Source organism: Pedobacter kyonggii (assembly GCF_004310665.1).
GTDB lineage: Bacteria > Bacteroidota > Bacteroidia > Sphingobacteriales > Sphingobacteriaceae > Pedobacter > Pedobacter kyonggii.
Map to the genome: position 1 here is coordinate 32,363 of NZ_SIXF01000011.1, position 25,430 is coordinate 57,792.

Below are 25,430 nucleotides of genomic sequence, written 5' to 3' on the forward strand. Positions count from 1 at the left end.
ATTTATATGATTGATAATATTGTTCTTGGTGTTGATATCGGTGGCTCACACATTACTTCCGCCTTAGTGGATGTTGGCGATGGCACGATTTTGAAAGGTTCTGTCAATCGCGAGAAAATCGACTCATTTGCTGATGCTGAGCATATTATCAGGAACTGGTGCATCGTGATGGATAGAAGTCTTCAGTCTGCTGCCAACGCTGGAAAGATAGCAATTGCTATGCCCGGACCATTTGATTATCAAAATGGTATATCCTACATGAAAGGAATGGGTAAATATGATGCACTCTATGGTATGGATGTACGCAAGCTGATGTTATCGGAGTTGAAGTATAAAGTAAACGAACTTCACTTTAAAAACGATGCAGGGTGTTTTCTTCAGGGAGAGATTAGTCATGGACCGGCTGCAGCTTATAAGCTTGTTGTTGGCTTTACTTTGGGAACAGGGTTTGGATCTGCTTTTGGCAGGGACGGGGTTGCTATGGACGCCGATTATTGGTGTCATCCCTTGATGGGAGGGATATGTGAAGATTTTTTTTCTTCCAGGTGGTTTGTGTCAAAATATAACGACTACACAGGACTGGTGGTTAACAATGTTAAAGAACTCATCGATGATATTGTTATTGGTGGCCCATTACTTCAGGTATTCGATGAGTTTAGTATGAATATGGGCGCCTTCCTGACACAGCTTTATAAAAAACAAAAGTTTGATTGTATAGTATTTGGCGGGAATATATCCAATGCCTCAACGCTGTTTTTGCCGCAGTTAAAATATTATATCCAAACAATGGCTATTCCCGTTCCCATTTATATTTCTGCGAAGGGGGAAACGGCTGCGTTGATTGGGGCCGCGTGTTCGGTATGAAATGGACTTTGAAATATAGGAATAATCAAAAATCAAATAATTTGATGCAACAATGCTAAGCTTTATATTATCTTACTGATAATCATAAACTCATTTCATTGCTGGTGGGCTGATAGCGCTCAGAGGAGAAGCTGCTCATACTTGTGGTTATATGAAGATGCGGCTGTATTTATTCACAAATTGAAAAAGACTTTAAAAATGGTCAAGGGAAAGATCAGTACCGGACTGTACTATCAAACATGTAACCTGCAACAACGTTCACCCCCGATAGAGGCGAAAATGGAGTTGGTTTATTGATCAGGGTAAACTCGACAATTCCTGGGCCTCCATTTTCTTCTAGCTATTGAGCTTTTCATCAGCACGGTATTTCAGCACTTGCTCAAATACCGTGCTGAGGCTTACTTCGGGCTATCCGTCCATACACCTGCTGGCCTTAACCACGCGCCGGTATGTTGGTGGCCTTATTGTGAACGGTTGGCCATTAATAATAACTGTATATGATTCATAAGATTTTGGATCGAAAGGGTGTCGAACCTTATTGTTTAATTAGTTGTGAGTTAGTATTTTGAATGATAGTTGTTTGTGTTGATGCAAAAACTCACCTGTGGTATAATTTGGATGTTTTGATAAAATACTCGATTAATATTTTATCAGCGGCGATTTACTAAATACCCATTTCCCAGTGATCATTCATTGATTTCCGGGGGTTTTTGGATACCTGCCTAAAAATCTCGGTAAAGCTTGCATTTCGATCCTGTTCCGAAATGATCCCGAAGCGCCTGTTCTGTATTTCAATCTGGCGTTGCGCACAGACGGTCTGAGCGGTGAGCAGTGTTTCTTTGTTATGAACGCGCGCTGCAGTTCATTCTCGGGTTTTGTGAACAGGTATAATTTCAGCGTAACAGAACGCTGGGCTTTTCCGGTCTTACTATTAAAAACGGGGGATAATAGTCCAAATAAAGGCTTTGCCTCCCGGTAATAAGGTTTTTCCTTCTGAGTGTAACGCTTCCCATAACTCATTAACTTTTATAAAATATTTGGTTCAATGCTGATCGGAGTACATAACTGAACTTTCCGCTACGGAATACTTCAAGATCGTTCCGTTTGATCAGGTCATAAAGTGCTTTTTCTGATATACCAAAATGTTGTTGGGCATCAGCCATGCTCATGCAGTAGACCAGCGCAGGGTTTTTCGTTCTTTCAGCAGGCTGAACAGGCCGAAACGCGACCTGTTTAAGTGCCTTATCCAGATGCTTTCTTTTGATCAGTGTTTTCCGTTCGCTGAGCTCAATTGCTTTAATCCTGCCATTCTTGATCTGCTAATAAATAATCCATTCACTGCAATGAAGCAGGTGCGCAGCCTGTTTCACCGTAAGGAACTCTGCGGACTGGTCATTGATCGCTTTTGTACGGATACTAAGCGTCTGTTCATTTGTTCATTGCTGGCAGAAATCTTCGCATTACGGATCTTTTGTTTGTAGTGCCGCCTGTTACAATTCAGGCTGCAGTATTTGGTGACCGTAGTTTTTGCCAAGAATGTTTTGCCGCAGTGTTCGCAGATTTGCTGAACTGTTATATTGCTACTCATTTCATCCTTTTTTGTTACATCTGCTGCAGGTCGACAGGACTTTTAGATCCTAGAACATCAGTGGTAATTTTCCCTCAAATAGTGGCTTATTAGCGCTGTTTAATGTTTTTTAGTGTCGTTAAGTGTCGATAAGCGACATCATTTCACCCATGATTTTTTTGGGAAAAATTTCAGTCGCTCGAGCAACAAATGAGCAACAAAAATGCGAAAAATAGTGGTAAACCTCCAAGAAATTGGCGGAGAAATATTAATATAACTTATTAACAATCAGTTGTTTGGTTGTCGTAAGTTGTCGGAATTAGTGGTTGTTTTGGGGGATTATTTGCCGATGCAAAACTTAGTAAATATATTCTCCAATAAATCATCGGTAGTAACTGTACCTGTAATTTCACCAAGATAATGCAGTGCCTGTTTAATGTCCATTGCCAGGAAATCAGAGGTAACAGGATTGTCTACATTGGCCAAAACCCTTTGCAGCGCATGTTCTGTCTGCTTTAAAGCTTCTACATGGCGGATATTAGTGACCAGAGTCTCGCTGGTATTGATATGGTGCAAGTTCACCTGTTCTAATAAAGTGGTTTTTAATTCATCGATACCCTGTTTCTCTTTAGCGGAAATAAAAACAACATCTAAAGCTTCGAAAGCCTTACGCTGCGCATCAGCAAGAAGGTCAGCTTTATTGACTAAAATTAAATAGGGGATAGCCAATTGCGCTAAACCCCGAATCTGCTCTTCAATTTCTGAAATACTTTGAGCGGCATCGGCCATGTAAATAATCAGTTTGGCCTGTTTCATTTTCTCTAAGGTACGTTCTACGCCTAAAGCTTCGATAATATCAGCAGTATCGCGGATTCCGGCTGTATCGATAAAACGGAAAACAATGCCGCCTATGGTAAGTTCATCTTCAATGGTATCGCGTGTGGTTCCGGCAATATCAGAAACTATGGCGCGTTCTTCGTTCAGTAGGGCATTTAATAGGGTAGATTTACCCACATTAGGTTTTCCTGCAATAACTATGGGAACCCCATTTTTAATCACATTTCCCATTTCAAAAGAAGAGATTAAACGTTGCAGAACGTAATTGATCTTGTTTACCAGGTTTTTTAGCTGCTCACGGTTGGCAAACTCTACATCCTCTTCAGCAAAATCGAGTTCGAGTTCGATCATCGAAGCGAAATGGATCAATTGTTCGCGTAATCCTTTTAATTCATTGGCAAAGCCGCCGCGCATCTGTTGCATGGCCACATCATGCGAAGCCTTCGAATTGGAGGCAATTAAATCGGCTACTGCTTCTGCCTGACTTAGATCGAAAGCACCATTTAAAAAGGCACGTAAGGTAAATTCGCCCGGTTTGGCAGCGCGGGCACCTTTGCTAATTAACAGGTTAATAATCTGTTGGATAATGTAGTTAGAGCCATGACAGGAAATTTCTACCACATTTTCTTTGGTATACGATTTTGGTGCAACAAATAAACCGGCCACCACTTCATCAACAATATGATCGCCATCTTTAACCAGGCCAAAATGTAAAGTATGCGAGGCCTGCTTTTCTAAATCTTTTCCTGCAAAAACGGTATTGGTAAGGGAAATGGCTTCCGGACCAGATAAACGGATAACGCCAATGGCGCCAGAACCTGAAGGGGTAGATAAAGCAATAATGGTATCTTGATTGTTCATGTGCGGTATTAAAGCTGCAAAAATAAGGCTAATCTATGGGTATATGGTGTAAGGGAAGTAATTTTTTTAAGCTTTGCTTAATCGGTTAACTGACGCGAAACTAACTACCAGTTCTTCGACTCCGCTCAGAGTGACATATTTAGGAGAAATCGGTAATTGACTCCCAACGCCAAGTTCCCAACTCAAAACTGCTTAATCGGTTAATTGTTTAAATTGATTGATCAATGCTAGGCAACTCCCAGCTAACTTTCGTAACTTAAAACATTTAGATAATAATTGTGTTATAAACCTCAAATCAGATTAAGCTTTTTATGACGAACAATTTACCCCTAACCGTTAAACGATCTATAGAATTATTAGGTCTGATGGCCATCGTAGCCGTTATGGTAATCGGAAGAGACATTATCATGCCCATGTTGATGGCCTTTTTTATCAGCATTATGTTGCTACCGGTGTATCGATTTTTAAAAAGAAAAAAGATACCCGAAACGTTGGCCATCATTCTACCCATTTTATTGGTAGCGCTGTTTGTAGCTTTGATCATTTGGTTTTTTTCGAACCAGATTGGAATTTTGGTTAAAGATTTTCCGCAGATAAAAGCGAACGTAACACAGCATATTAATTCATTAAGCGATTGGATCAGTCGCATTACCCATTACAACGATAAGGAACAAAAAGCCTTTATTCAGACTAAAAGCGACGATCTGATGAACATGGGAACCTCGCTTGCAGGAGGTGCCGCTGTTACATTAAGTGGTATTTTTGTATTTATCGGCTTATTGCCTATTTATATTTACCTGATGCTTTTTTATAAAGACATTTTATTGCGCTTTATCTTCATGTGGTTTAAAACCGACGATCATCCAAAAGTGAAAGAAGCGATTTATGAAACCGAATCGATCATTAAAAGCTACTTAATCGGACTGTTGATTCAGATAACCTATATGACCATTTTGTTGGGTGGGATATTGATGTTAATCGGTATAAAACACGCCTTATTAATCGGGGTAATTTTCGCTATATTAAACCTGATCCCTTACGTGGGTGCCTTAATTGGTAATTTGATAGGTGTACTGTTAACGCTTACTTCTTCACAGGAATTGTGGCCGGTAATTACCGTGTTGGGCGTAATTGCATTTGTTCAATTTTTAGATAACAACATACTGATGCCGCGCATTGTAGGCTCTAAGGTAAAAATCAATGCCTTATTTGCCATCCTCGGGGTATTTATCGGTGGTAGTATAGCAGGTGTTTCGGGGATGTTCCTCGCGTTACCTATTGTGGCCGTACTCAAAATTGTCTTCGATCGTACAGAATCGTTTAAACAATGGGGTGTGCTGTTAGGAGACGAACGCCCGGCCAAAAGCCCGATGACTTTTCCCAACTTTAGGAAGAAAAAACCAGTGGCTACTAAAACTGGAATAGAAAAGGGATAGGATGCAAAATGTAGTTTGTTCTGCGGTAATCAGTATAATCTGCGGGAGGCGGTTGGTGCATAGGTTTCCCGCAGATTTAAGAAGATAAACGCAGATGATATTTAATCTCTCTTCGTCGTGAAAAAATGTAAGCTAATCTCAGCCTCCAAATTTACGTACCCTATAAATTAATGATAACATAAAATATCTTCCTAAACGGTTAACTTGCTTATCTACAATTACGTTATCAAATACATCTCTTGATATCCCCGAGTTCTGGTCAAAAAGATCGAATCCTTCTACGCGGATAGCGGCCATATCATTCTTCATAAATTTATATTCCATTGATAAACGAAGCAATGTTGGATTACGCACCGCACCATTATCAAAACCTGAGTTAATCTGTTTGGTGAAATCGTAGCCCAGGGTAAGGTCTTTAAAGAAATAATTACGGCCTTCTATACCACACTCAAACCGGTTAGATTGGCGGTCGGTAAACGTCTCATTCGAATACTTGGTCAGATTTTGGGAATAAGCGGTTTCTACTTCAAAGTTGACAATATCTTTCAGGTCTACCCTAAATTCGAGTTCCTGGCGCCAGGCCATATTACGCGCTTCTATTCTGCTATCATCGGTAAAAGTAATGTTGTTGTTCAACTGTCCCGAACCAGAATAGCCAATGGTAAACTTCCGCTCTGCCGAAAGTGGTTTACTAATGTCGTAATCGCCTTGTAAAGTGTAGTATCCGTCTGTGTTAATATAACTGGTAAGCTGATTAACTGTACCAGGTACGCGCTGTTTAGTGGTTACAATCCTATCGTTAGTGCGTTCGTATTTAAAATTGGCCATGATCACTTTTCCTGCGCTCCAATCGGCTTGTTTGTAATGGGCATTGATACTGTGGATAAATTCGGGCTTCAGATTTGGGTTTCCGGTAACAACGTTTTGCAGGTTCGAATTGTCGGATATAGGCTGCAATTGTAAAAATCCAGGTTGGTTATTCCTTCCCCAATAATTCACGTCAAACGATTGTTGGTTAGAAAATTTATACGAAAACCGACCGGAAGGGATGAGGTTAAAAGTACGGTTAACGGTTTCAATACTATTACTTAAATTCTGCCCCTGAAGTAAGGCTGGCTGTGCGTTGATGCCCAGTGTATAGTTCAGTTTTTCGCCGATATACCGATAATTCAGCCCCACTTTATTGGTAATGAACTGGTAATCATAAATATTGCTGAGGTTAGGGTTAAATACCTGATTACCATCAGCCACATCATAAGCATCTCTCGAATTATTTGTTGATGATCGGTTCCAGCTGTAGTTTACTTCTAAAAAGGTTTTTTTCCAAAGTGGTTCCATGTACGATGCTCCTACATTAAGGCCTAAATTTCGGTTATTCTGGTTGTTCAGCTGATTTTGTAACACCGAATCGGCTACGTTAGCATGAATGTTGATGTATTTGTTGTACACATTGCCAAAGTTTTCGCCATTGGTATAATTGATGTTACCCCAGGAGCTAAGATTTCGGCCTTTCTTCGAAAATTTATGGTTGTAAAATATATTGGTACGGGCATTTAAATTATTCGAATTACTGAAATTGTTGCTTTCTCTTCTGGTGAACAGCGTATCCTGAGTGATAAGTGAGTTACCAGTATTATGGCCACTATTGGTATTGTAAGAAAAGTTTGGAGAAATTTTAAGGTAATTCATGGTGTCTATTTTATACTCCAAATTGCCACCAAACCAATGGCTATAGTTGTCGCTCTTACTGTTGTTTCGGGCATCTTCGAGTCTGCTCAACGGATTTTGCCCTGCATCTTGTAAAACACTTTGAGTATAGGTAGAGCTAATGGTGTTGTTTTTATTATTGTTAAAATTATATCCGGCATCTGCAGAGAGCTTGCTGTTAAACTCATTTTTATAGTTAAGTCCGGCAGCATTTCTTGTGGTAATACCATTACCGCCACCGCCACGCATATTGGCATTGGCCGAAGTGCCATCGAATGAAACCTGTTGTTCACCCTTCATGCTATTTCCCCGAATATTGGTATTGTAGCGATCGGAGTTACCCACACCGGCAGAGGCCCTGGCAAAATAGCCTTTCTTTTTATCTTCTTCAATAGTCAGGTTAAGTACCTTTTCTGGTTCACCCGTTTTAATACCTGTAAGTTTGGCCTGATCGCCATAATCGTCGATAAACTGAAGGTTTTTTATAATGTCGGCTGGAAGATTTTTAATGGCTGTGGCTACATCTGTTCCGAAGAAATCTTTACCGTTAACACGTATTTTGGTTACAGGCGAACCCTGACTGGTTACATTCCCATCCTTATCTACCTTAATACCAGGTAGTTTTTTCAATACTTCATCAACGGCATCTCCATCTCTAACCGGAAACGCCCTGGCGCTAAAACTCACGGTATCTTCGGTTACTTTAACAGGGGGAACACCCGAAATCACTACGCCCTCTAGTGTGTTCGATGATGGTTTCAGCCTGATGTCGGTGATGTTTAAAATATTGCCCTTTTCGATCTGATACTGTTTAATAAAGGTGTCGTAGCCAATAAAGGCGGCAGATAAAATAAACTGTTTAGCTTTAATTTTATCTAATGCAAATGTACCATCAGGATTGGCAGAGGTGCCTACACTGTCGGTGCCGAATTTAATCCTGACCACCGCACCGGGCAGTGGTAAGCCTGCAGTATCTAACACTATACCCTTTACAGTATAATTTTGCGCATTACTGTTTGTGAAAATACCTGCAAAGAGCAGGGGTAGAAAAATCGATTTAGTAAAAGCCCTCATGAATTTATTTGTGTGTGGCATAAAAGTACGGAGCAGCGTGTTAACACTGTTCAGCGTAATCAACATGTTACTAATTTTGGCTATTAATGAGGTTCTTTTTGATTCCTTTCACTTGGGTATCAGGCCAAATGGCAGACGTAAGCTGGCAGAAGATGGTATTTAAGATTGAGCTACCATTCATCAGGTATTTTATTTTGTATGCGCTTTCAATACAACATTCCTACCAAGGGTTTTAAACCTTACAGTATTATCTTGTTCTACAGTAATGGTTATGTGGCCCGTTTTACTGGTATTTATATCGCTTACCTTGCCAGACTTACCGATATGCGTTCCTTTAATCACAACGCAGTAGTCGCCATCTTTTAAATTTGTTGTTTCCATTTTAATTTTTACAGGCCTGAGTTTGTTTCTGAACCCCGTAATTTTATTTCAGTATTTAATTGACTTAATTTAATTGCAACGGGTAACCAAGCGAGCATACAGCCTGGAATAACGGCAAGGAGCACAAAGTTTTGTTTTTTAACAATCAGATATAAAAGTGCACCAAACAGAAACAACATCACAACAGCACTTCCAATTAACAGGCCGCTCAATTGTTTTTTCTGTTTGTTTAATTCGGTTAGGCTAAGTTCGGATAGTTTGTTGTTTTTCATAGTGGGATCGGTTAGGCTTATTAGTAAAATTATTAAATTTTTAATGTTTTTAAAACCCTGAGGGATAAAAGATGTAAAATGCTGGTTATCCAGTCTCATTTAAGTACAAATTCCATTATCTTGTAGACGTTCGGCTTAATAAATTAAAAACCTTTATTTTTAATTAAAATCGAACCTATTTTCTAATGTTAAATATATCATGATCAAAAGATTAATACCTGTATTATTGCTATTGATTTCTTTCGCGGGCTTTTCGCAGGAAACTACTAAAACCTATCTTTCCGGAACAGATAAAGACCATACCAAACAATGGGATTTTTATTGTACTGCCGGTCGTAAAAGCGGCATATGGACCAAAATACCGGTGCCCTCTAACTGGGAATTACAGGGCTTTGGAACTTATAACTATGGGCATGATAAAGTTAAAGCCAGCGAACAGGGCATTTATCGTTATGAGTTTCTGGTGGGTAAAATCACAGACAAAAAAGTATTCCTGGTTTTTGAAGGCGCTATGACCGATACTAAGGTTAGTATTAACGGAAAGCTTGCCGGAGATCTGCACCAGGGCGGGTTTTATCGTTTTAAATATGATATTACCACACTATTAAAACCCGGAGAGAAGAATTTACTGGAAGTTACAGTTGATAAAGTTTCGGCGAATGCCTCCATTAATAAAGCCGAAAGAACGAGCGATTTCTGGATTTTTGGCGGCATCTTCAGACCGGTTTACCTGGAAACTGTACCAAACAAATTTATAGAAAGGGTTGCCGTTAATGCGAAGGCCGATGGTACTTTTCAGCTTGATGTTTATGGCCAAAATTTAGCTGCTGATGATATTCTTGAAGCCCAGGTAAAAAAAATAAATGGTGAAAATGTAGGCAAAGCATTTGCTATAAAAGCGAATTTAGAGAATGGTATGCAGACCCTGAAAGCTACTTTCTCAAAACCTCTATTGTGGAGCAGCGAATTCCCCAATTTATATCAGGTGGTGGTGCGGATTAAAAATAAACAGAAAATTATTCATCAGGTAAAACAAAAGTTCGGTTTCCGTACGCTTGAACTGCGTAATGGCGACGGTTTTTACGTTAATGGTGCGAAAATGATTTTAAAAGGTGTTAACCGCCACAGCTTTTGGCCGGAAAGCGGACGCACATTAAGTCGCGAGGTACACTTGATGGATGTGAGGTTAATGAAAGAAATGAATATGAACGCCGTTCGCATGTCGCATTATCCCCCCGACGCGGAGTTTTTGGATATCTGCGACTCGTTAGGACTGTATGTGATTAATGAATTAACGGGCTGGCAGGCAAAATACGATAACACAGTTGGGCACAGACTCGTAAAAGAACTTGTAATCAGGGATGTAAACCATCCATCTATTATTTTTTGGGCCAACGGCAACGAGGGAGGTTTTAATACCGATCTCGACAATGATTATGCCTTATACGATCCCCAGAAACGTACCGTAATTCACCCATGGGAGAAGTTTAACGGAACCGATACTAAACATTACCCAGATTATAATTATATGGTTAAGGCCGCTAATTCAGGACAGGAGGTTTTCTTTCCAACTGAATTTATGCATGCACTTTATGATGGTGGTGCTGGTGCGGCTTTAAATGATTTCTGGAATCAAATGCTGCTTCACCCGCATGGTGCCGGTGGTTTTATTTGGGCTTTGGTGGATGAAAACGTAATCCGTACAGATAAAAACGGCATTTATGATGGTGATGGAAACCATGCGCCCGATGGAATTATTGGACCACATCGCGAAAAGGAAGCCAGTTTTTATACCATAAAGGAGATATGGTCTCCGGTTTTTGTCGATCTGGCAAAAATTGAGAATGATTTTAATGGTAAAATCGCGGTCGAGAACCGTTTCAATTTTACCAATCTTGATCAATGCACTTTTAAATGGAAATTGCTTAGTTTCCCTTCGGCTAACGTTACAGGAACAAAAGCTATTGTAAATGCCAGTGGTGCAACGGTTTCTAAGCTTAAACCTGGCGCAAAAGGTACGCTCGATCTGGCTTTGCCAAAATCGTGGACACAAAGTGATGCCTTATATTTAACCGCATATGGGGCTGATAAGAAGGAAATATTTACCTGGAGCTGGCCGATAAAAACTGCCCGTTTGATTGTAGAGAAGCAAGAAACTACACTGTCCAATTCAGTAGTAAAAGCCGAAGAAACTTACCAGTCGCTCCTGATTAAACAGGATGGTATTAGCTACTATTTTGAAAAGGCAACGGGTTATCTGGAGAAAGTTGTTAAAGGGAATACCGTTATTTCTTTGTCAAAAGGTCCGGTGTTGGCTGGTGTAAATACCGAATTGAAAAATTTCAGCCATAAAACAGAAGGAGCAAAATATATAGTTGAATCTGATTATCAAGGTGCTGGTAATTTGCATGCGAAGTGGACATTTGAAACCGGAAAGCTGGTAAAACTCGAATATCAATTTAACCAACAGGGCGATGCTGATTTTATGGGGATTACCTTCAATTATCCCGAGGATAAAATTACCGGAATGAAATACCTTGGCCGTGGCCCGTACCGGGTTTGGAAAAACAGGTTAAAAGGACAGCAGTTTGGGGTTTGGCATAAGGATTATAATAATTCGATCACTGGCGAAACCTGGGGATACCCTGAATTTAAAGGTTATCATGCCGAAGTGAACTGGGTAACTGTAGAAAATAAGGAGGCCCCATATACGGTTTATATACCCGATCAGGATACTTATCTGCAAATGTTCAGGCCTGCCCGTGAAGCTGCGGCATTGAGCAACAACAATGTAGAGCCCGCTTTCCCAGAAGGGAGTATCGGTTTCTTAAAAGGGATAAGTGCCATTGGCACCAAGTTTCAGTCGGCTTTATTATTGGGACCTCAAAGCCAGAAAAACAAAACAGACGGGAAAACTTTTAAGGGGACGTTATTATTTGATTTTGGAAAGTGAGCGTTTTGACCCCTAAGTTAAAACAGTATAGCAAAAACCCTATTTAATCCGTATTTTTAACGATATGAAGATTGTATTTTTTTCTGCGAAGCCTTACGACCGTGAATTTTTTGAAAGCTGTAATAAACATTATGATTTTGAATTGGAATTTTGGGAAACTCATCTGGGTCCTCATATTGCCGATGCGATAAAAGTAGGTACTGATGCTGTTTGTGTATTTGTGAACGATAAACTAACGGCTGATGTTATAGCCATACTGGCGCAAAAAGGGGTGAAAGTTATTGCTTTGCGTTGTGCAGGCTTTAATAATGTCGATCTGAATGCGGCCAAACAATACGGAATTCGCGTTTGCCGCGTTCCGGCTTATTCGCCACAAGCTGTTGCAGAACATGCCGTGGCCATGTTGCTTACGTTAAACCGTAAAACCCATAAGGCCTATAACCGCGTACGCGAACAGAATTTTTCGCTTTCAGGTTTAATGGGTTTCAATCTTTTTGGCAAAACAGTAGGGGTAATCGGTACAGGAAAAATTGGCGCTGCTTTCTGTAAAATTATGCTTGGTTTTGGCTGTGTTGTACTGGCTTCGGATCCTTTTGTGAATAAATCATTGCAAAGTGCAGGAGTAAAATATTTGCCTTTTCATGAAGTAATAAAAGATGCCGATATTGTTTCGTTACATTGCCCGCTTACATCGGAAAACCATTATCTAATTGGATCAAATAGCTTATCGACGATGAAAAAAGGCGTTACGCTAATCAATACAAGTAGAGGCGGATTGATTAATACACGTGATGTAATAGAAGCACTAAAAACAGGTCAGCTTGCGGCGCTGGGAATTGATGTATATGAGCAGGAAGAACAACTCTTTTTTAAAGATCTTTCAGCAAGTATTATTGGTGATGATGATATTCAGCGATTAATTAGTTTTCCGAATGTTTTGCTTACCGGGCATCAGGCTTTTTTTACACAAGAGGCCTTAACAGAAATTGCAGCGTCTACCCTAAAAACAGTTAAAACATTATTAGACGATAATGCTGAAGAGATAGTTTCAGATGCAATATTGGTGTAACAAGATAGATGGTTGCATGGAGTTTTTTGAGAGCCGATCTCTCCAAAATCTCCATGCGCGCATTGTTGCTATTTAGTAATAAGAGGTATTAAGGTTGCTGTTCTGCTTTTCAGCAGCCTCAATAGGGGCATAATTAGAAAGAATAAGTGCTTCCCCTTTTTTCACGCATACATCATGCTCAAAATGCACAGATGGACTTCCATCAGCAGTTCTGATTGTCCAGCCGTCTTCATCTAGAAAAACATCTTTTTTGCCCATATTTATCATAGGTTCTATGGCCAGTACCAGGTTTTCTCTTAAGAGTAAACCATTGCCTTTACGGCCATAATTTGGCACCTGTGGGTCTTCGTGCATATCTTTACCTAAGCCATGGCCTACCAGATCTCTCACCACGCCATAACCCTGCTTTTCGTTATGGCTTTGGATTGCTGCACCAATATCGCCGATGCGTTTACCCACAACAGCTTCTTTAATTCCAAGAAAAAGTGATTCTTTAGTTGTTTTTACCAGGTTTATTACCGCTGGCGATACTTCGCCGATGATAAAGGTATAAGCATGATCGCCGTGAAAACCGTTTTTTATGGTACCCACATCCACTGAGATAATATCGCCATCTTTCAGCTCGTCTTTAGTCGGAAAGCCATGTACAACCACATCGTTTACCGAGGTAATAATATGAAAGGGAAAACCATTATAGTTGTAAAAGGAAGGTACGGCGCCATTATCAAGTATAAATTCGTTGGCTATTCTATCAATTTCAAGAGTTGTAATGCCGGGTTTTAATATTTTAGCTACTTCTGCAAGGGTATCGCTCACCAGTAGGGCACTGATCTGCATCAGTTCTACTTCTTCATTGGTTTTATATAAAATCATTGCTGCAAATTTAGCAAAAGAAGCGGAAAGGAAAAAAGACGAAGCGTTGAATGATGGAAGAACTGAATGATTGTTGAATGGTCGTAGTTAAATTAAGAACACAACCGGTAATCGAGTGCTGAAACTTTATTTCTGATTCTACTCAGGGTTTCTAAACGCATGCCAAGGTAGCTGGCCAGATAACGCTGTGGTATTCTGTTGATGTCCAAGTCACTTTCCTGGAGTTTGCGGTACCTGCTCATTGCTTTTGGTATCCTGGCCAGGATTGATCTTTCTGATGCTGCATAATAATGAAGCGCCAACAGCTTTCTGCCGATTAGGTTGGCCTCTGGATAGTTTGCGTACATCGAATCGATTAGGGTATAAGGAATGCAGATGAGTTGACATTCTTCCAGCGCCTGAAGATATTCTATCGAATGATTAGGCTGCTGAACGGGATGACGTATGGCACCAATTAATTCATTTCCACAGCTAAACCAGGTGCTGATATCATTTTTACCATCTCGTACGAAGCCACGAACGAGTCCGTGTACCAAAAAATATAGCGAAGCATTACTGTCTATTGGTGAAAGAATGTATTTATTCTTTTTAACATGGATGAGCTTACAAGATTTTTCATGTTCGGCCTTAAAGGCTCCAGATAAAGGATAGAATTGCTCAATATAATCGAAAAACGGGCGTAAAAACGATGTTGAATAAGGCATAGTTAAGGCTTGTTTAGATTTCTAAGAAATGGATTGAAGCATACTCATATGATGATCAGAAACCAAAGATATCTGGTATTTCAATGTTTAGAGAAAAACAGCGTGATTGTGGCCTCTAACGATACGATCGTTAGAGAAAAAATGGAGTAATAACAGGTTAGCGGCTTAATTCCTGTGCAAAATAGTTGGTTGGCATTAAGCCCGTTTCTTTTTTAAACGCATTGTAAAACGTAGCCAGACTTTTAAAGCCAGCTTCAGAAGCAATAGCTTCGATAGTTATTTTATCCGATCTGAGTGGATATTGCTTTAAAAAATGATTAACCCGGTAGCTGTTTATCCAGTCCCGGAAATTTTTGCCAATGTGTTTGTTAATTACGAAAGAGCAATGGTGGATCGGGAGGTTAAGTTTTGCCGCCAGATCTATAATCTGAAAATCGTGTACCAGGTAAAGCTGTTCCCCTTCCATTATTTCTTTCATGGCAAGGGCATAGTCAGACAGCTGTGCATCTAAAAGATTAATTTTTTTGACAGCTGTAAGTGTACGTTTTTGATCTTCTTCTGATAAAGGAACCAATGAGGAATCAGTCTCAGTTTTCTTGATTGCAGGTTTTTTAGTCCAATCAACAGCCACCAGCAAGTAACCATAAAAAATATAAGGCTTGTGAAGCGCATATAATAAAATGACTAATAGGGTTAAACAATTGAGTACAATAAAAGAGGCATAACATATGGGATGTGTAAGCTTCTTAAAATAATGGGCACTAAACTAAACAACTGAAAAAAGGTCGCAACCCGGAGAAAAAAGATGATCCATTTTCTGCCTTCACCTTCCAGTATCTGTTGTGGTTTGTTTTTTAAACGGAGTACTGCAATCCAGGTAAAGCACAAATAGCCAAATACCAGTATTGGCCTAAATAAGTAATGGAAATATGGAGGAAACAAACCACTTTTTGTTTTTAGTGAGAAGTAACCATTTTCAGCCAATTGGCTTCCTATCAAATCCCAATCGAGTGTTGTAGAGAAATGCCAGGGGATAACGTGAATAATGGCTAATAAAGCTGGTACAAAATGAAGCCATTCTATTTTTTGTAAATTTTTACGATCTTGAAGAAAGCCTGTAATGTAGAGGTAAAAGCAAGCTGGGACAGCATAATAAAACGGCGTAAAAGTCTGATGAAAAAAGGCTAAAGCATTAGGTTGGCCCGATTTAAAGAGCAGTGAAGTTAAAATCTGCCCAAATCGGGCGAAAAATATAACCGAAAGCAGGATGTTAAGCAGTTTATTCCCTTTTTTTGCGAAAAAAAGATGCATAGAGAATAAAAGTAAGAATAGACAACTAGTACTAACGAGCAGGTTTAAAGATTGCATATTTCCAACCAAGGTAAAACATAATTGTTAAACTAAATTCTCCTAATTGTAAAATATTTTATTATCAAATACCTTATGCGTAAAATATTAAAAATGAGGCGGTTTTGTTTGAAAGTAAGACTAGTGTAACTGCCACAGCTCTTTATGTTTATCGGCTTTTTATGCCATCAGCAATAATGATTTGACATAAATGTTTGTTTAATTTGTAAAAAGCAATAGTTTTGCGGCCCGTTTATTGTGAGCGGAAAGGAATATATTTAATTAATGGATGTTTACCATCCCTATAAAGGAAAAATTATGGACAAATTTAAAAAAGTGCAAGATCTAATCTCTTCTGTTGAAGCAGACGTAACTAAATTTTATGATGGTGGTAATGCTGCAGCAGGTACACGTGTACGTAAAGCAATGCAAGACCTAAAAGTTTTAGCCCAAGAGATTAGAGCTGAAGTAACTGATAAAAAAAATAGCGCTAAATAATTTGTTTTCGCTTTTAAAAAGAAAGCCCGCGTTTTACGTGGGCTTTCTTTTTATGTGCCAGTCTAGGTCTTTATCCTTTATCTATCTCTAAAAGTGATGATGGAAAGGAAATGGTTTATGCAGATAACCAGAAATTGATAGGGATTTACAGTCGTTCTTTAGTTGTAGGAACCAAAGCCCGCTTTGATTTAGAACAAGGGCAGGTGGGATGCAGGCTACTAATATTGTAGTTCTAAATGTAGGTTTTGACAAACATTTGCACCGATCTGTAACGAAAACAGACCGATCTATGTAACCTAGTGCAGAAAATAAGGACAGAATACGATCTTCGTTTAGAATCAATGAAAATGTAGAAATTTTAATATGGACGGCGTTTGTTTGGGAGCAATAAACATTGAAATTTTTTATTAAACATCTACCTATTAACTTTTCATATCTAGATTATCGCTCTTTCCTATCTAAATTGGCGCTCTTTTTTAGATAGTATTTTTTTTTCGGATAACGTTTTTGCTTAAATTCGTCACACTCTTTAGGGTACGGACATATTTAAAAGCAATTGGTTATGAATATTAAAACCTTGGTTCTTTTTTTAAGTACAGTTTCTACTGCACTTATTGGTGGTCTTTTTTATGCATACTCCTGTTCAGTTATTCCTGGCTTGGCGCGTCTTTCTGATGCCTCCTTTTTACAAGCTATGCAATCCATAAACCGGGCTATTTTAAATCCGTTATTTTTTATTTCTTTTATGGGCACGCTATTCATATTGCCCATAAGTGTTTGGTTTTTTAGAGAACAGCCTATGGTTTTTTACCTGCTTTTGGCAGCAACCTTATTATATTTCGGTGGTGTTTTTCTGGTTACAGTAATTGGTAATGTACCGCTCAATGACCTATTAGATGGGACAGATCTTAATAAACTTGGTGCAACAGAACTAACTGCATTACGTGAAAAATTTGAGTCGAGCTGGAATTTATTCCATCGGATCAGAACTATCGCCTCATTTATCTGTATTGTACTGGTAGCGTACGCAGCAATATTAAGCCGCAATGTTTAATGTGGAACTGTTAGGAAACGGAGGTAAACAGGCCAGACTTTGAAGCCTTAACAAATAAGAAAAAAATCGGGCGATTGAATGAATAAGTTTTAATTTACTGTAGCCATTATTACCGTGACCTATCCTTTCTGGCAAAACAATCTGCTTTTAACCAAAAGCTAAAATCCGATGCATTCTATATCTTCATAAAGAATGCAGATTAATTGCTCTTATTTAGAATTGATATAAATAATATTATTATATTTGTTCTATCCCCATGATTAAACATTAACCTAGACCGGAAATGATTGTAAAGGCAAGAATAGAGCATCAGAAAGATTTTCTGTTCATGGAAGAAATTCCAGATAAATATGTTCCCGATCACCGATTATCCGAAAAATCTATAACCATTAAAGATGCTCCGGTAGGTATTAAAAATTATCAGCTCTCTACCAATGGCCTTTTTTTGGTGCATTCTGAAATGAAATTTGATGGACCTGCCAGGATCCTGACCGAGGTAGAAGGAGAGGCCATTACCTGTCAGTTTATTTTTAGCAATAAAAACGGTTCGGGTGCTGCGGGTAAACAATCAGCTAAATATGGCCGGAGCAGGCATAATATCCGCTACATCCCTTCGGCAAAGGAAGCTTACGATGTGAAGCCTGATGTAGAATTTGTATATTTTTTAATCGTACTTTCTAAAGATTATTATCTGCACTTGGTTGATCTATATTCCCCATTACATGAGCAATTTGTGCAGGAGATGGAAAAAGGGATTTCGACATCTTTTGCCGAACACGATCTTTTTATGACGCCAGAAATGCGCAGATCCATCGAAGCGATTATCACCTGCAGGCAAGATGGGGAATTGAAACGCCTGTTTACCGATGCCCGGATTACCGAACTGATTATGTATCAGCTGGAACAATTTAGTCAGCATATACAAGGTGGTAGAGAGTCGCTACTTGATCGCGATATCCCAAAACTCGAAGAAGCCAGGGAGATTTTGGAACGCGATTACATCGATCCACCAACCCATAAGCAGCTTTCTAAAATGATCTTGCTTAATGAGTTTAAATTGAGAACAGGTTTTAAAAAATATTTTGGCAGTACCATTTACGATTTTGTAACCCGTTTAAGAATGGAAGAGGCCAAAAGATTGATTTTAGAAGAAGGCAAAAATATGTATGAGGTAGGCGTAAACGTTGGCTTTAAACATCAGGCCAGTTTTACCAATGCTTTCAAAAAATACTATGGCATTTTGCCTAGTGATGTGCGGCTCTGATCTTATACAGGGTTAGTCTCGATCCTGCACTTTGCGCTTCGGCTATACCTGCTGCTTCCATTAGCTTCAGGTTGGTGTATACACAACCGATGCTGATGGGTGTTTTATCTTCCTTAAGCATTAACCAAAGCGATTCGGGATGAATAAAATCACTTACCTCCATCAGTTTAAAGGCAATCCATAATCTTTTTTCGGAAAAGGATAGGCGTTTTAATCTACAGTAATCGTTTATCGTCTTTAAAAGTGTTTCTTTAAAAGCGTCGGTACAGGCAGAATTTGGTAGCTGGCCAATAGTTTGTGCGGTATTGAATAGTTTTTGAATATTTTCCATAGGTAGTGGAGAATTAAATCTTTACAGATTGGAGGTTGATTAATTCATCGGTTTCGATAGTTTTTAACTTATATACGGGTTGTTGTGTAGTTTTTAGATTGGTGTTAAATTTTCCGGCATCAAGCTTAATTTCCTTTGGTACAATAATCGTTTTTAGGCTGCTTTGGTCTGTATAGGCCTGTGCATGGATGCCAAATGCGGTATACATGTGCTGAGGGGTGAGTACCTGTACAGGCGTTCCATCCCACCATTTTCTACCATCTTTTAAAATAATAATGCGGCTGGCATATTGCGCGGCCAGGTTAACTTCGTGCAGTACCACTATAATCATGTACCCCTTTTTTGCCATGGCAGCGGCTATGGCCAGGGTTTGGTGCTGAAACTGAATATCCATATTGTTGGTCGGTTCGTCCAAGAGCAATACAGAATCTTTATTATCCCACAATTGGGCCAGTATCCTTGCCAGGTGTACCCGTTGCTGTTCACCTCCAGAAAGGCTTAACATCGATCGGTCTGCAAGATCAGTTAATCCGCAGATTTCCATCGTTTCGGTAAGGGCTAGCTGATCATTTTTAGCAGATGATAAACTTTTAAAACCATAACGGCCCATCATCACGATTTCTTTCACACTAAAGGCCATGGTAATGGGGTTGTACTGCTGCAGATAAGCCCTTTTGGTGGCCAGTACTTTTCGGTTATAACCTTTAATATCTGCTCCGTATAACATAATCCGTCCGCTATCGGGCTTTCGTTCACCAGAAAGCAGGCGCATTAAGGTAGATTTTCCGGCACCGTTCGCCCCTAAAAGCGCAACCATTTCGCCTGGCCTGATACAGAACGAGATATCTTTTAAAAGCGGCCTGTTGTTTAATTTATAGCTGATGGATTCTACTCTGAGCATAAACCGGTTATTTAATTAACTAATTTCTTTTTGTCTTTAATTAGGATATATAAAAATATGGGCGTACCCATTAAAGCAGTAACCACACCAATCGGCAATTCGATCGGTTGCACAATCAATCTCGAAATCATATCGGCCAATGTAAGTACCAATGCGCCCATTAATGCCGAAACAGGAAGCACAAAACGATGATCTACGCCGCCCAACAAACGTGTAAGGTGGGGGATGAGCAGGCCAATAAAACCGATAATGCCGGAAACGGCAACAGAAGCTCCAACAGCCATGGTAGCCAATACCACTACCAATATTTTGATACGGTTGGGGTTTAGGCCGATCAGCTCGGCCTGATTTTCGCCAATGGCAAATAAATTTAAACCTTTAGCTAAAAATGGGAGCCCGACTACAGGGATAAGTACAAAAGGAAATAAACAGCTTACGTTTTGCCAGGTTGCCCCGCCAAGGCTGCCCATCATCCAGAAGGTAATGCTCCTGAGTTTTTGTTCATCGGCCAGATAAGTAACCAATCCGGTTAAAGCACCAGCCATTGCATTGATGGCAATACCCGCGAGCAACATAGTCGAAACATTGGCCTGGCCATTGATTTTGGAAAGATTGTACACCAACATAGCAGTAATGCCTGCACCAGCAAAAGCGCCAAAGGCCAAAAGGTAATAACCCAGCAGCTGACTCAAACTAGAAAATAACAGTGTTTCGAAAGCAATAATCAATACCGCCATTAAAGATGCCCCAGCCGATATACCAACCAAACTGGGTTCGGCCAATGGATTCCTGAATATTCCTTGTATGGCTGCACCAGAAATGCCCAAAGCAGTACCAACCAGTACACCCATTAAGGTGCGGGGTAGTCTGATCATCATAATTACTCCTTCGTTTATACCATGATCTGCACTGCTAAAAACAGAAAATCCCATGGCATGGGTTAGGGTGTCGATCACTTCTTTTATGGGAATGCGCATAGCACCCAAGGCTAAGGAAAAACAGATGGAAACCAATAAACCTACACTCAGGCAGGTATAAATAACGGTTCTTTTCATTATAAAATGCGGTTATTTAGTGCTTTAATGGCTTCGGGTAAGCGATTACTGAAATTGATGAGCAGAGGTCCGTTCATTTCTACAATCTTTTTATTTTTTCCGGCATTGGTATAACTTACACCGGGGAGATCCAAAAAGGCTGCTCTTCCGCCTAAACTGCTTAATCCGAAATCGAACATTAAAATCACATCCGGGTTGCTTTTAATCAATGCCTCCGTGGTATAAGGTTTAAAATCGCTAAACTCCTGAATGGCATTTTTGCCTCCAGCCAATTTAATGATCTCATCTATACTGCTGCCTTTGCCAGCCACATTCATGGTGCCGACGCCCCGTGCGTAAATAAATAAAACCTTTGGGCTTTTGCTGCCCTTTTTTAGCTGACTTAAAGTGGTATTGATGTTACTTTCTGTTTTTTGTGCGAGTTGCTCGCCACGCGCCTTATCGCCAATGGCAGCAGCAATTTGCCTGATAAATTTTGTTGCGCCCTGAATAGAAAATTCCTGACGGATGGTAACCACCCGGATGCCCAATGATTTAAACTGGTAAAGGTTTTCTTTAGAAAAATCTCCTTCAGGTACCAGAATAAGATCTGGACGGTAAGCGGTAATACTCTCAATAGAGAAAGAACGGTTTCTGCTCACTTTTGGCAATCTGTTTATCTCTTCTGGCCATACACTGGTTACATCGGTAGCCAGAATATTCTTGCCATAACCCAATGCATTTACGGTTTCACTAATGGCACTGCTTAAGGTAATGATGCGCTTCGCTTGTGCAACAACATATTGTGTAGCACTCAAAAAAGAAACAATAATCAATACAATATAATACTTTTTAATCCTCATATATGCGATGGTTATAGGAACAAAAAAAGTGTTTAATTAATCTAAATACAAGTAATTGAGCGGGCAAGATATTTACTTTAAATACACTTTTTAAAACTGATTTAAATTAATGATTTTGTTATTTTCTTGTTTTTCAGTTGTTTATAGTTGTTTTTTGGAGCCGGTGATCAATAAGGCTTAGTTAAAACGAGTGACAAATAATACGCTTTGAACAAAAGAAAATACGGATTGAACAAATTAAAATACGGATTGAACAAACCATTTGTGGTGGTTAATATGGATGTTTGCAGTGTTCTTATTTAGAATGATTAAAAATAATATTAACAATGAAGTATATAAAACATAGCCGTGCAATAAAGAGAAAAACAGTTTTAGCTGTTGGTTTTTTGTTATTGGTTCTCTCACTTGGTTCGTGCAAAAAAGACGAGCTCGATCCCAACGAAGTTTTACAGGATGGTAAGAGTATTGTAGTAACCGACCTGGCTGGCGATACACAGGCCGCCATGGGAAATGGAACGCCGGGCAAAGAAGTACGTGCATTTTATACTTTTCTTTTTCGCTTTAAAGATCAGAAACAGATCTGGATCCGTAATGCGGCTGATTCGGCACAATGGTTAAAAACAAAAGACTGGGACCTCGCCTTTACCGGTCCCTACAATAGCGAGGTTTATGTAAATGATAAAGATTATCAATTTAACCCTGGTTATGGCGGAACGGCTAAAAGTGCGGTTATAATGCTTGAGCAAAGTTACGATACGCTTAATCAGGCTCCTTCTGATGAGGCCTTTAGTGCGAGCGAAGTAACTAAAATTGGCTGGGCATCGTCGGCAACCTCAAATGGCTGGTTTTTCTATAGCCTCAGTTCGCACATTATGCAGGCTATACCCAACCGCACCTACGCCATTAGGCTACCTGATGGTAAATATGCCAAACTACAATTGATCAACGCCTATAAAGGCAATCCGCCCAGTGTTACCGATTTAAACTGGCCTGCGCCATATTATACTTTTAAATATTACGTACAGCAGGATGGAAGCAAAAATTTACAGACCAAATAATTTAAAGATGAACAATATTACTATAATAAATAAAACGCTGTTTAAATTGGCATCAATCTCTTTAGTGCTGGCTGTGCTCTTTACGGGATGCAAAAAAGATGAAATTATTTCTCCAGAGCCTGGAAAAGAAGTACCGACCAAAACAGAGGGCGGTACAGCATATTATAAATTACAGCGTATCGAAAACCTTGCTGTAGAAACGGATGATGCCAATCCAACCGTACCACCAACAGCTGTGCTGTTCAGCCTGGAAACAAAAGAAATAGTGCCCTTACTATATGCCAAAACCAATCGTTGGGATGTTGGCTTTAACGGACTTTATAATAGTTTTTTAAGTCCTAACAACGGTCAGTCATCAACAAGTTTAGGATCGGGAAGCACAGGTTCTGGTGCTATTACCATTTTGGAAAAACCATTTGACCAGGTAGTTGATGTGCCTACAGATGCTGTACTAAGCATCAGCAAATTTATTGGAACCGACAATGAAGGCGATTTTGGAGAAGGCATTGGTTGGTACCTGTACGATTTTGGAGGCACCAAAAGGGGAGACGGTAGTTATGATAAACAGCACGTGGCCTATGCCATGCCCGAAAAACGCACCGTTATTGTCCGTACGGCCAAAGGCGATTATGCCAAGATCAAAATGATCAGCTGCTATAAAGATGCCTTTACCGCCGATAAATGGTTCAGAACAACACCGCACATGTATTTCACTTTTGAATATGTCATTGTTCCAAAAGGAAGCACCAAATTCGAAATCAAATAAACCCACAAATAAATCAATACCAGTATTAAAATGAAAAATAAATTAACGCAACTGCTTTGCCTTTTATTAACAGTTGCTACGCTTGCCGCCTGCAAAAAAACAATCGGACTTGATCCACTTCCGGCAAATAAAATCACCGAATTTAAGGTTGCCGTATCGGATGGAAACATTTTCGGTGCTATAGATGAGACCGATAAAACCATTACGCTTTACTTGCCTTATTATTATGAACTGGATGTAATCGAACCTGCAATCAAACTTTCGGCAGGAGCTAAACTGAGCGAAACGCTTGCACCGGTAGGGGTTTTGGATACAAAAAAAACTTATACCGTAATTGCTGCCGATCAAAGTACTTCGACCTACAAACTCATCATTAAACTAAATCAGATCTCGCCCCTGGTATTAACCGAGCTATCAACAGCTACTACAACATCAACAATGGCAGTTGGTGCTTATGATGTGCGGGTTCAGGGTAATTTTAATGTTTCTGATCTTAAAAAGATCAAAGCCTTTTTGGTTGATAAAGGCAATAAGGAATATGAGTTAGCGCCTAGCCTTTCGCTTGGAACACCAAGTGTATCGGTAGCCATAATAGCTGGTGTTAAGACGTATACTTACGGTTATTTACAGGTTCCGCAAACTTTAGATACCGGTACTTACAAGGTAAGGGTAAAAGTACAGGCCTTAACTGCCGAAATGAAGCATCCCGTAAAGGTAGTTTATGGCAGGCCGGGGATAAACTACGGTCCAGTGATTGTTAAACAGGGTGAAACCTTTAAAATCAATTCCTCGCAAATTATATTCCACGATTTTAAGGAATTCTATATTACGGTAAACGGACAAAAAACACTATTGCCTATTGTTTCCTATACCCGTACGGAGGCTGTAATCCGCGTGCCTGATACCGTTCCATCAGGGGTATATACACCAATAGCATCTTTTGGTACCTGGCCTTTATCAACCCTAAACTGGTCTGTTACTGTAACTGCAAAATAGTACTCATTTACAATTTAATCATGAAAAACGATTCGGGAGATTATTCCCATTTATATAATAAAATCATAAATCTAAAAAAAATGAAAATGAAATTTTTAAAACTTACGTTCGCAATTGCAACTTTAGCCATATTAGGAACCGCTTGTAAAAAAGAAGCTGTTCAGCCAGATAACAAACTTGCTTTGCAAAATACGACTGCGCTTATCGCCGTAGATTCTACCGAGGCAGGTGTGGTAACCAATTCATCAACTTCGCCTACTTCCTGGACTGCTGTTGGTTACGACCTATTGAACAATGTTGTTGCAAGCTCTGGAAATCAGGTTAATTTTGACAGCAACTTTAACGGAAACATTACCATTGCAGGAACAAATAGCCTTGGTTATTACGATTCTCCTTCAGTAACCAATGTTACTGGTATTACTTTAACCGATGTTTCTTCGGTTACATTGGGTGCAATTAGCACTTTGGGTAGCAATAGTGCAACTGTAGTTGGATGGTATAATTACGACCGCGTTAATCGTACCATTACTCCTGTTGCTCAAAGATATGCTGTTGTAGGTAACGGCTCAACAATTGCTGGTTCAACCAGACTTTATGTAGTTCAGCTTGATGGCGTAACTACATCTGGTACTTACAATACTACTGTAAACTTCCATATTAAGAGATTAAAATAAGGATTAATTCACCAGGGGGATTTCCTGAATTAAAATTGATTTTGAA

General features: G+C 39.6%; 24 protein-coding genes. 11 read left to right on the forward strand and 13 right to left on the reverse strand.

Annotation, left to right across the window (positions count from 1 at the left end):
- Nucleotides 1–6 precede the first annotated feature (6 nt).
- Complete coding sequence (locus tag EYS08_RS12880; protein WP_131030428.1) at nt 7–864, forward strand: ROK family protein; 858 nt, start codon at nt 7–9, stop codon at nt 862–864.
- A gap of 1,019 nt (nt 865–1,883) precedes the next feature.
- On the opposite strand, the gene EYS08_RS12885 is transcribed toward EYS08_RS12880, so the two are convergent.
- Nucleotides 1,884–2,027 carry a MerR family transcriptional regulator gene (locus EYS08_RS12885; RefSeq protein ID WP_131030429.1) on the reverse strand — a complete coding sequence of 48 codons (144 nt, stop codon included), beginning with the start codon at nt 2,025–2,027 and terminating at the stop codon, nt 1,884–1,886.
- A 743-nt stretch (nt 2,028–2,770) separates the two neighbouring features.
- The gene (mnmE, locus tag EYS08_RS12890) at nt 2,771–4,129 is read right to left on the reverse strand and encodes a tRNA uridine-5-carboxymethylaminomethyl(34) synthesis GTPase MnmE (RefSeq protein WP_131030430.1); all 1,359 of its coding nucleotides are present in this window, start codon (nt 4,127–4,129) and stop codon (nt 2,771–2,773) included.
- 311 nt (nt 4,130–4,440) lie between these two features.
- On the opposite strand from mnmE, the gene EYS08_RS12895 reads away from it, so the two are divergent.
- A complete protein-coding gene (locus tag EYS08_RS12895) occupies nt 4,441–5,565 on the forward strand; it encodes an AI-2E family transporter (protein ID WP_131030431.1) in 1,125 nt (374 codons plus the stop codon).
- A gap of 138 nt (nt 5,566–5,703) precedes the next feature.
- Here the strand turns inward: EYS08_RS12895 and EYS08_RS12900 are convergent, their stop codons facing one another.
- The 3 genes from EYS08_RS12900 to EYS08_RS12910 form a co-directional block, all read right to left on the reverse strand.
- On the reverse strand, nt 5,704–8,412 hold the full coding sequence (locus tag EYS08_RS12900) for a TonB-dependent receptor (RefSeq protein ID WP_131030432.1): 2,709 nt from the start codon (nt 8,410–8,412) through the stop codon (nt 5,704–5,706).
- Between the two features lie 123 nt (nt 8,413–8,535).
- Nucleotides 8,536–8,727, reverse strand: coding sequence for a KOW motif-containing protein (locus EYS08_RS12905; protein ID WP_131030433.1), 192 nt, complete (start codon nt 8,725–8,727; stop codon nt 8,536–8,538).
- 8 nt (nt 8,728–8,735) lie between these two features.
- Nucleotides 8,736–8,999 (reverse strand): hypothetical protein, encoded by a 264-nt coding sequence (locus EYS08_RS12910; RefSeq protein WP_131030434.1) that lies wholly within the window; start codon nt 8,997–8,999, stop codon nt 8,736–8,738.
- A gap of 199 nt (nt 9,000–9,198) precedes the next feature.
- Between EYS08_RS12910 and EYS08_RS12915 the strand changes: the two genes are divergently transcribed.
- Together EYS08_RS12915 and EYS08_RS12920 are read left to right on the forward strand one after the other, a co-directional pair.
- Nucleotides 9,199–11,952 (forward strand): glycoside hydrolase family 2 protein, encoded by a 2,754-nt coding sequence (locus tag EYS08_RS12915; RefSeq protein ID WP_131030435.1) that lies wholly within the window; start codon nt 9,199–9,201, stop codon nt 11,950–11,952.
- A gap of 64 nt (nt 11,953–12,016) precedes the next feature.
- Nucleotides 12,017–13,021, forward strand: a complete 1,005-nt coding sequence (locus EYS08_RS12920; RefSeq protein WP_131030436.1) for a 2-hydroxyacid dehydrogenase — start codon at nt 12,017–12,019, stop codon at nt 13,019–13,021.
- 72 nt (nt 13,022–13,093) lie between these two features.
- Here the strand turns inward: EYS08_RS12920 and map are convergent, their stop codons facing one another.
- From map to EYS08_RS12940, 4 genes are all read right to left on the reverse strand, one after another.
- Complete coding sequence (gene map / locus EYS08_RS12925) at nt 13,094–13,894, reverse strand: type I methionyl aminopeptidase (protein WP_131030437.1); 801 nt, start codon at nt 13,892–13,894, stop codon at nt 13,094–13,096.
- Nucleotides 13,895–13,986: 92 nt separating this feature from the next.
- Nucleotides 13,987–14,598, reverse strand: a complete 612-nt coding sequence (locus EYS08_RS12930; RefSeq protein ID WP_131030438.1) for a Crp/Fnr family transcriptional regulator — start codon at nt 14,596–14,598, stop codon at nt 13,987–13,989.
- 157 nt (nt 14,599–14,755) lie between these two features.
- Entirely contained in the window at nt 14,756–15,229 is a 474-nt protein-coding gene (locus EYS08_RS12935; RefSeq protein ID WP_131030439.1) for a helix-turn-helix domain-containing protein, read from the reverse strand.
- Nucleotides 15,230–15,291: 62 nt separating this feature from the next.
- Entirely contained in the window at nt 15,292–15,909 is a 618-nt protein-coding gene (locus EYS08_RS12940) for a hypothetical protein (RefSeq protein WP_131030440.1), read from the reverse strand.
- 354 nt (nt 15,910–16,263) lie between these two features.
- Here EYS08_RS12940 and EYS08_RS12945 point away from each other — a divergent pair, with 354 nt between their 5' ends.
- From EYS08_RS12945 to EYS08_RS12955, 3 genes are all read left to right on the forward strand, one after another.
- Nucleotides 16,264–16,443: a histone H1 gene (locus EYS08_RS12945; protein WP_057933955.1), complete on the forward strand. Its 180-nt coding sequence runs from the start codon at nt 16,264–16,266 to the stop codon at nt 16,441–16,443.
- A gap of 562 nt (nt 16,444–17,005) precedes the next feature.
- A complete protein-coding gene (locus EYS08_RS12950; RefSeq protein ID WP_131030441.1) occupies nt 17,006–17,497 on the forward strand; it encodes an anthrone oxygenase family protein in 492 nt (163 codons plus the stop codon).
- A gap of 283 nt (nt 17,498–17,780) precedes the next feature.
- Complete coding sequence (locus EYS08_RS12955; RefSeq protein WP_131030442.1) at nt 17,781–18,761, forward strand: helix-turn-helix transcriptional regulator; 981 nt, start codon at nt 17,781–17,783, stop codon at nt 18,759–18,761.
- On the opposite strand, the gene EYS08_RS12960 is transcribed toward EYS08_RS12955, so the two are convergent.
- Genes EYS08_RS12960 through EYS08_RS12975 form a run of 4 tightly spaced genes read right to left on the reverse strand, consistent with a single transcriptional unit; the run spans nt 18,742 to nt 21,890 of the window.
- Entirely contained in the window at nt 18,742–19,092 is a 351-nt protein-coding gene (locus tag EYS08_RS12960; protein WP_131030443.1) for a transcriptional repressor, read from the reverse strand. The two genes, EYS08_RS12955 and EYS08_RS12960, sit on opposite strands and share 20 nt — an antisense overlap.
- 13 nt (nt 19,093–19,105) lie before the next feature.
- The gene (locus EYS08_RS12965; RefSeq protein ID WP_131030444.1) at nt 19,106–19,993 is read right to left on the reverse strand and encodes a heme ABC transporter ATP-binding protein; all 888 of its coding nucleotides are present in this window, start codon (nt 19,991–19,993) and stop codon (nt 19,106–19,108) included.
- Between the two features lie 11 nt (nt 19,994–20,004).
- A complete protein-coding gene (locus tag EYS08_RS12970; protein ID WP_131030445.1) occupies nt 20,005–21,048 on the reverse strand; it encodes a FecCD family ABC transporter permease in 1,044 nt (347 codons plus the stop codon).
- On the reverse strand, nt 21,048–21,890 hold the full coding sequence (locus tag EYS08_RS12975; protein ID WP_131030446.1) for a heme/hemin ABC transporter substrate-binding protein: 843 nt from the start codon (nt 21,888–21,890) through the stop codon (nt 21,048–21,050). The genes EYS08_RS12970 and EYS08_RS12975 overlap by 1 nt, the downstream gene beginning before the upstream one ends.
- Before the next feature lie 326 nt (nt 21,891–22,216).
- Between EYS08_RS12975 and EYS08_RS12980 the strand changes: the two genes are divergently transcribed.
- The 4 genes from EYS08_RS12980 (at nt 22,217) to EYS08_RS12995 (ending at nt 25,384) form a co-directional block, all read left to right on the forward strand.
- Entirely contained in the window at nt 22,217–22,948 is a 732-nt protein-coding gene (locus EYS08_RS12980) for an HmuY family protein (RefSeq protein WP_131030447.1), read from the forward strand.
- Nucleotides 22,949–22,955: 7 nt separating this feature from the next.
- Nucleotides 22,956–23,714, forward strand: coding sequence for an HmuY family protein (locus EYS08_RS12985; protein WP_131030448.1), 759 nt, complete (start codon nt 22,956–22,958; stop codon nt 23,712–23,714).
- Nucleotides 23,715–23,744: 30 nt separating this feature from the next.
- On the forward strand, nt 23,745–24,710 hold the full coding sequence (locus EYS08_RS12990) for a hypothetical protein (protein ID WP_131030449.1): 966 nt from the start codon (nt 23,745–23,747) through the stop codon (nt 24,708–24,710).
- 86 nt (nt 24,711–24,796) lie between these two features.
- Nucleotides 24,797–25,384 (forward strand): hypothetical protein, encoded by a 588-nt coding sequence (locus EYS08_RS12995; protein ID WP_131030450.1) that lies wholly within the window; start codon nt 24,797–24,799, stop codon nt 25,382–25,384.
- Nucleotides 25,385–25,430: the final 46 nt, after the last annotated feature.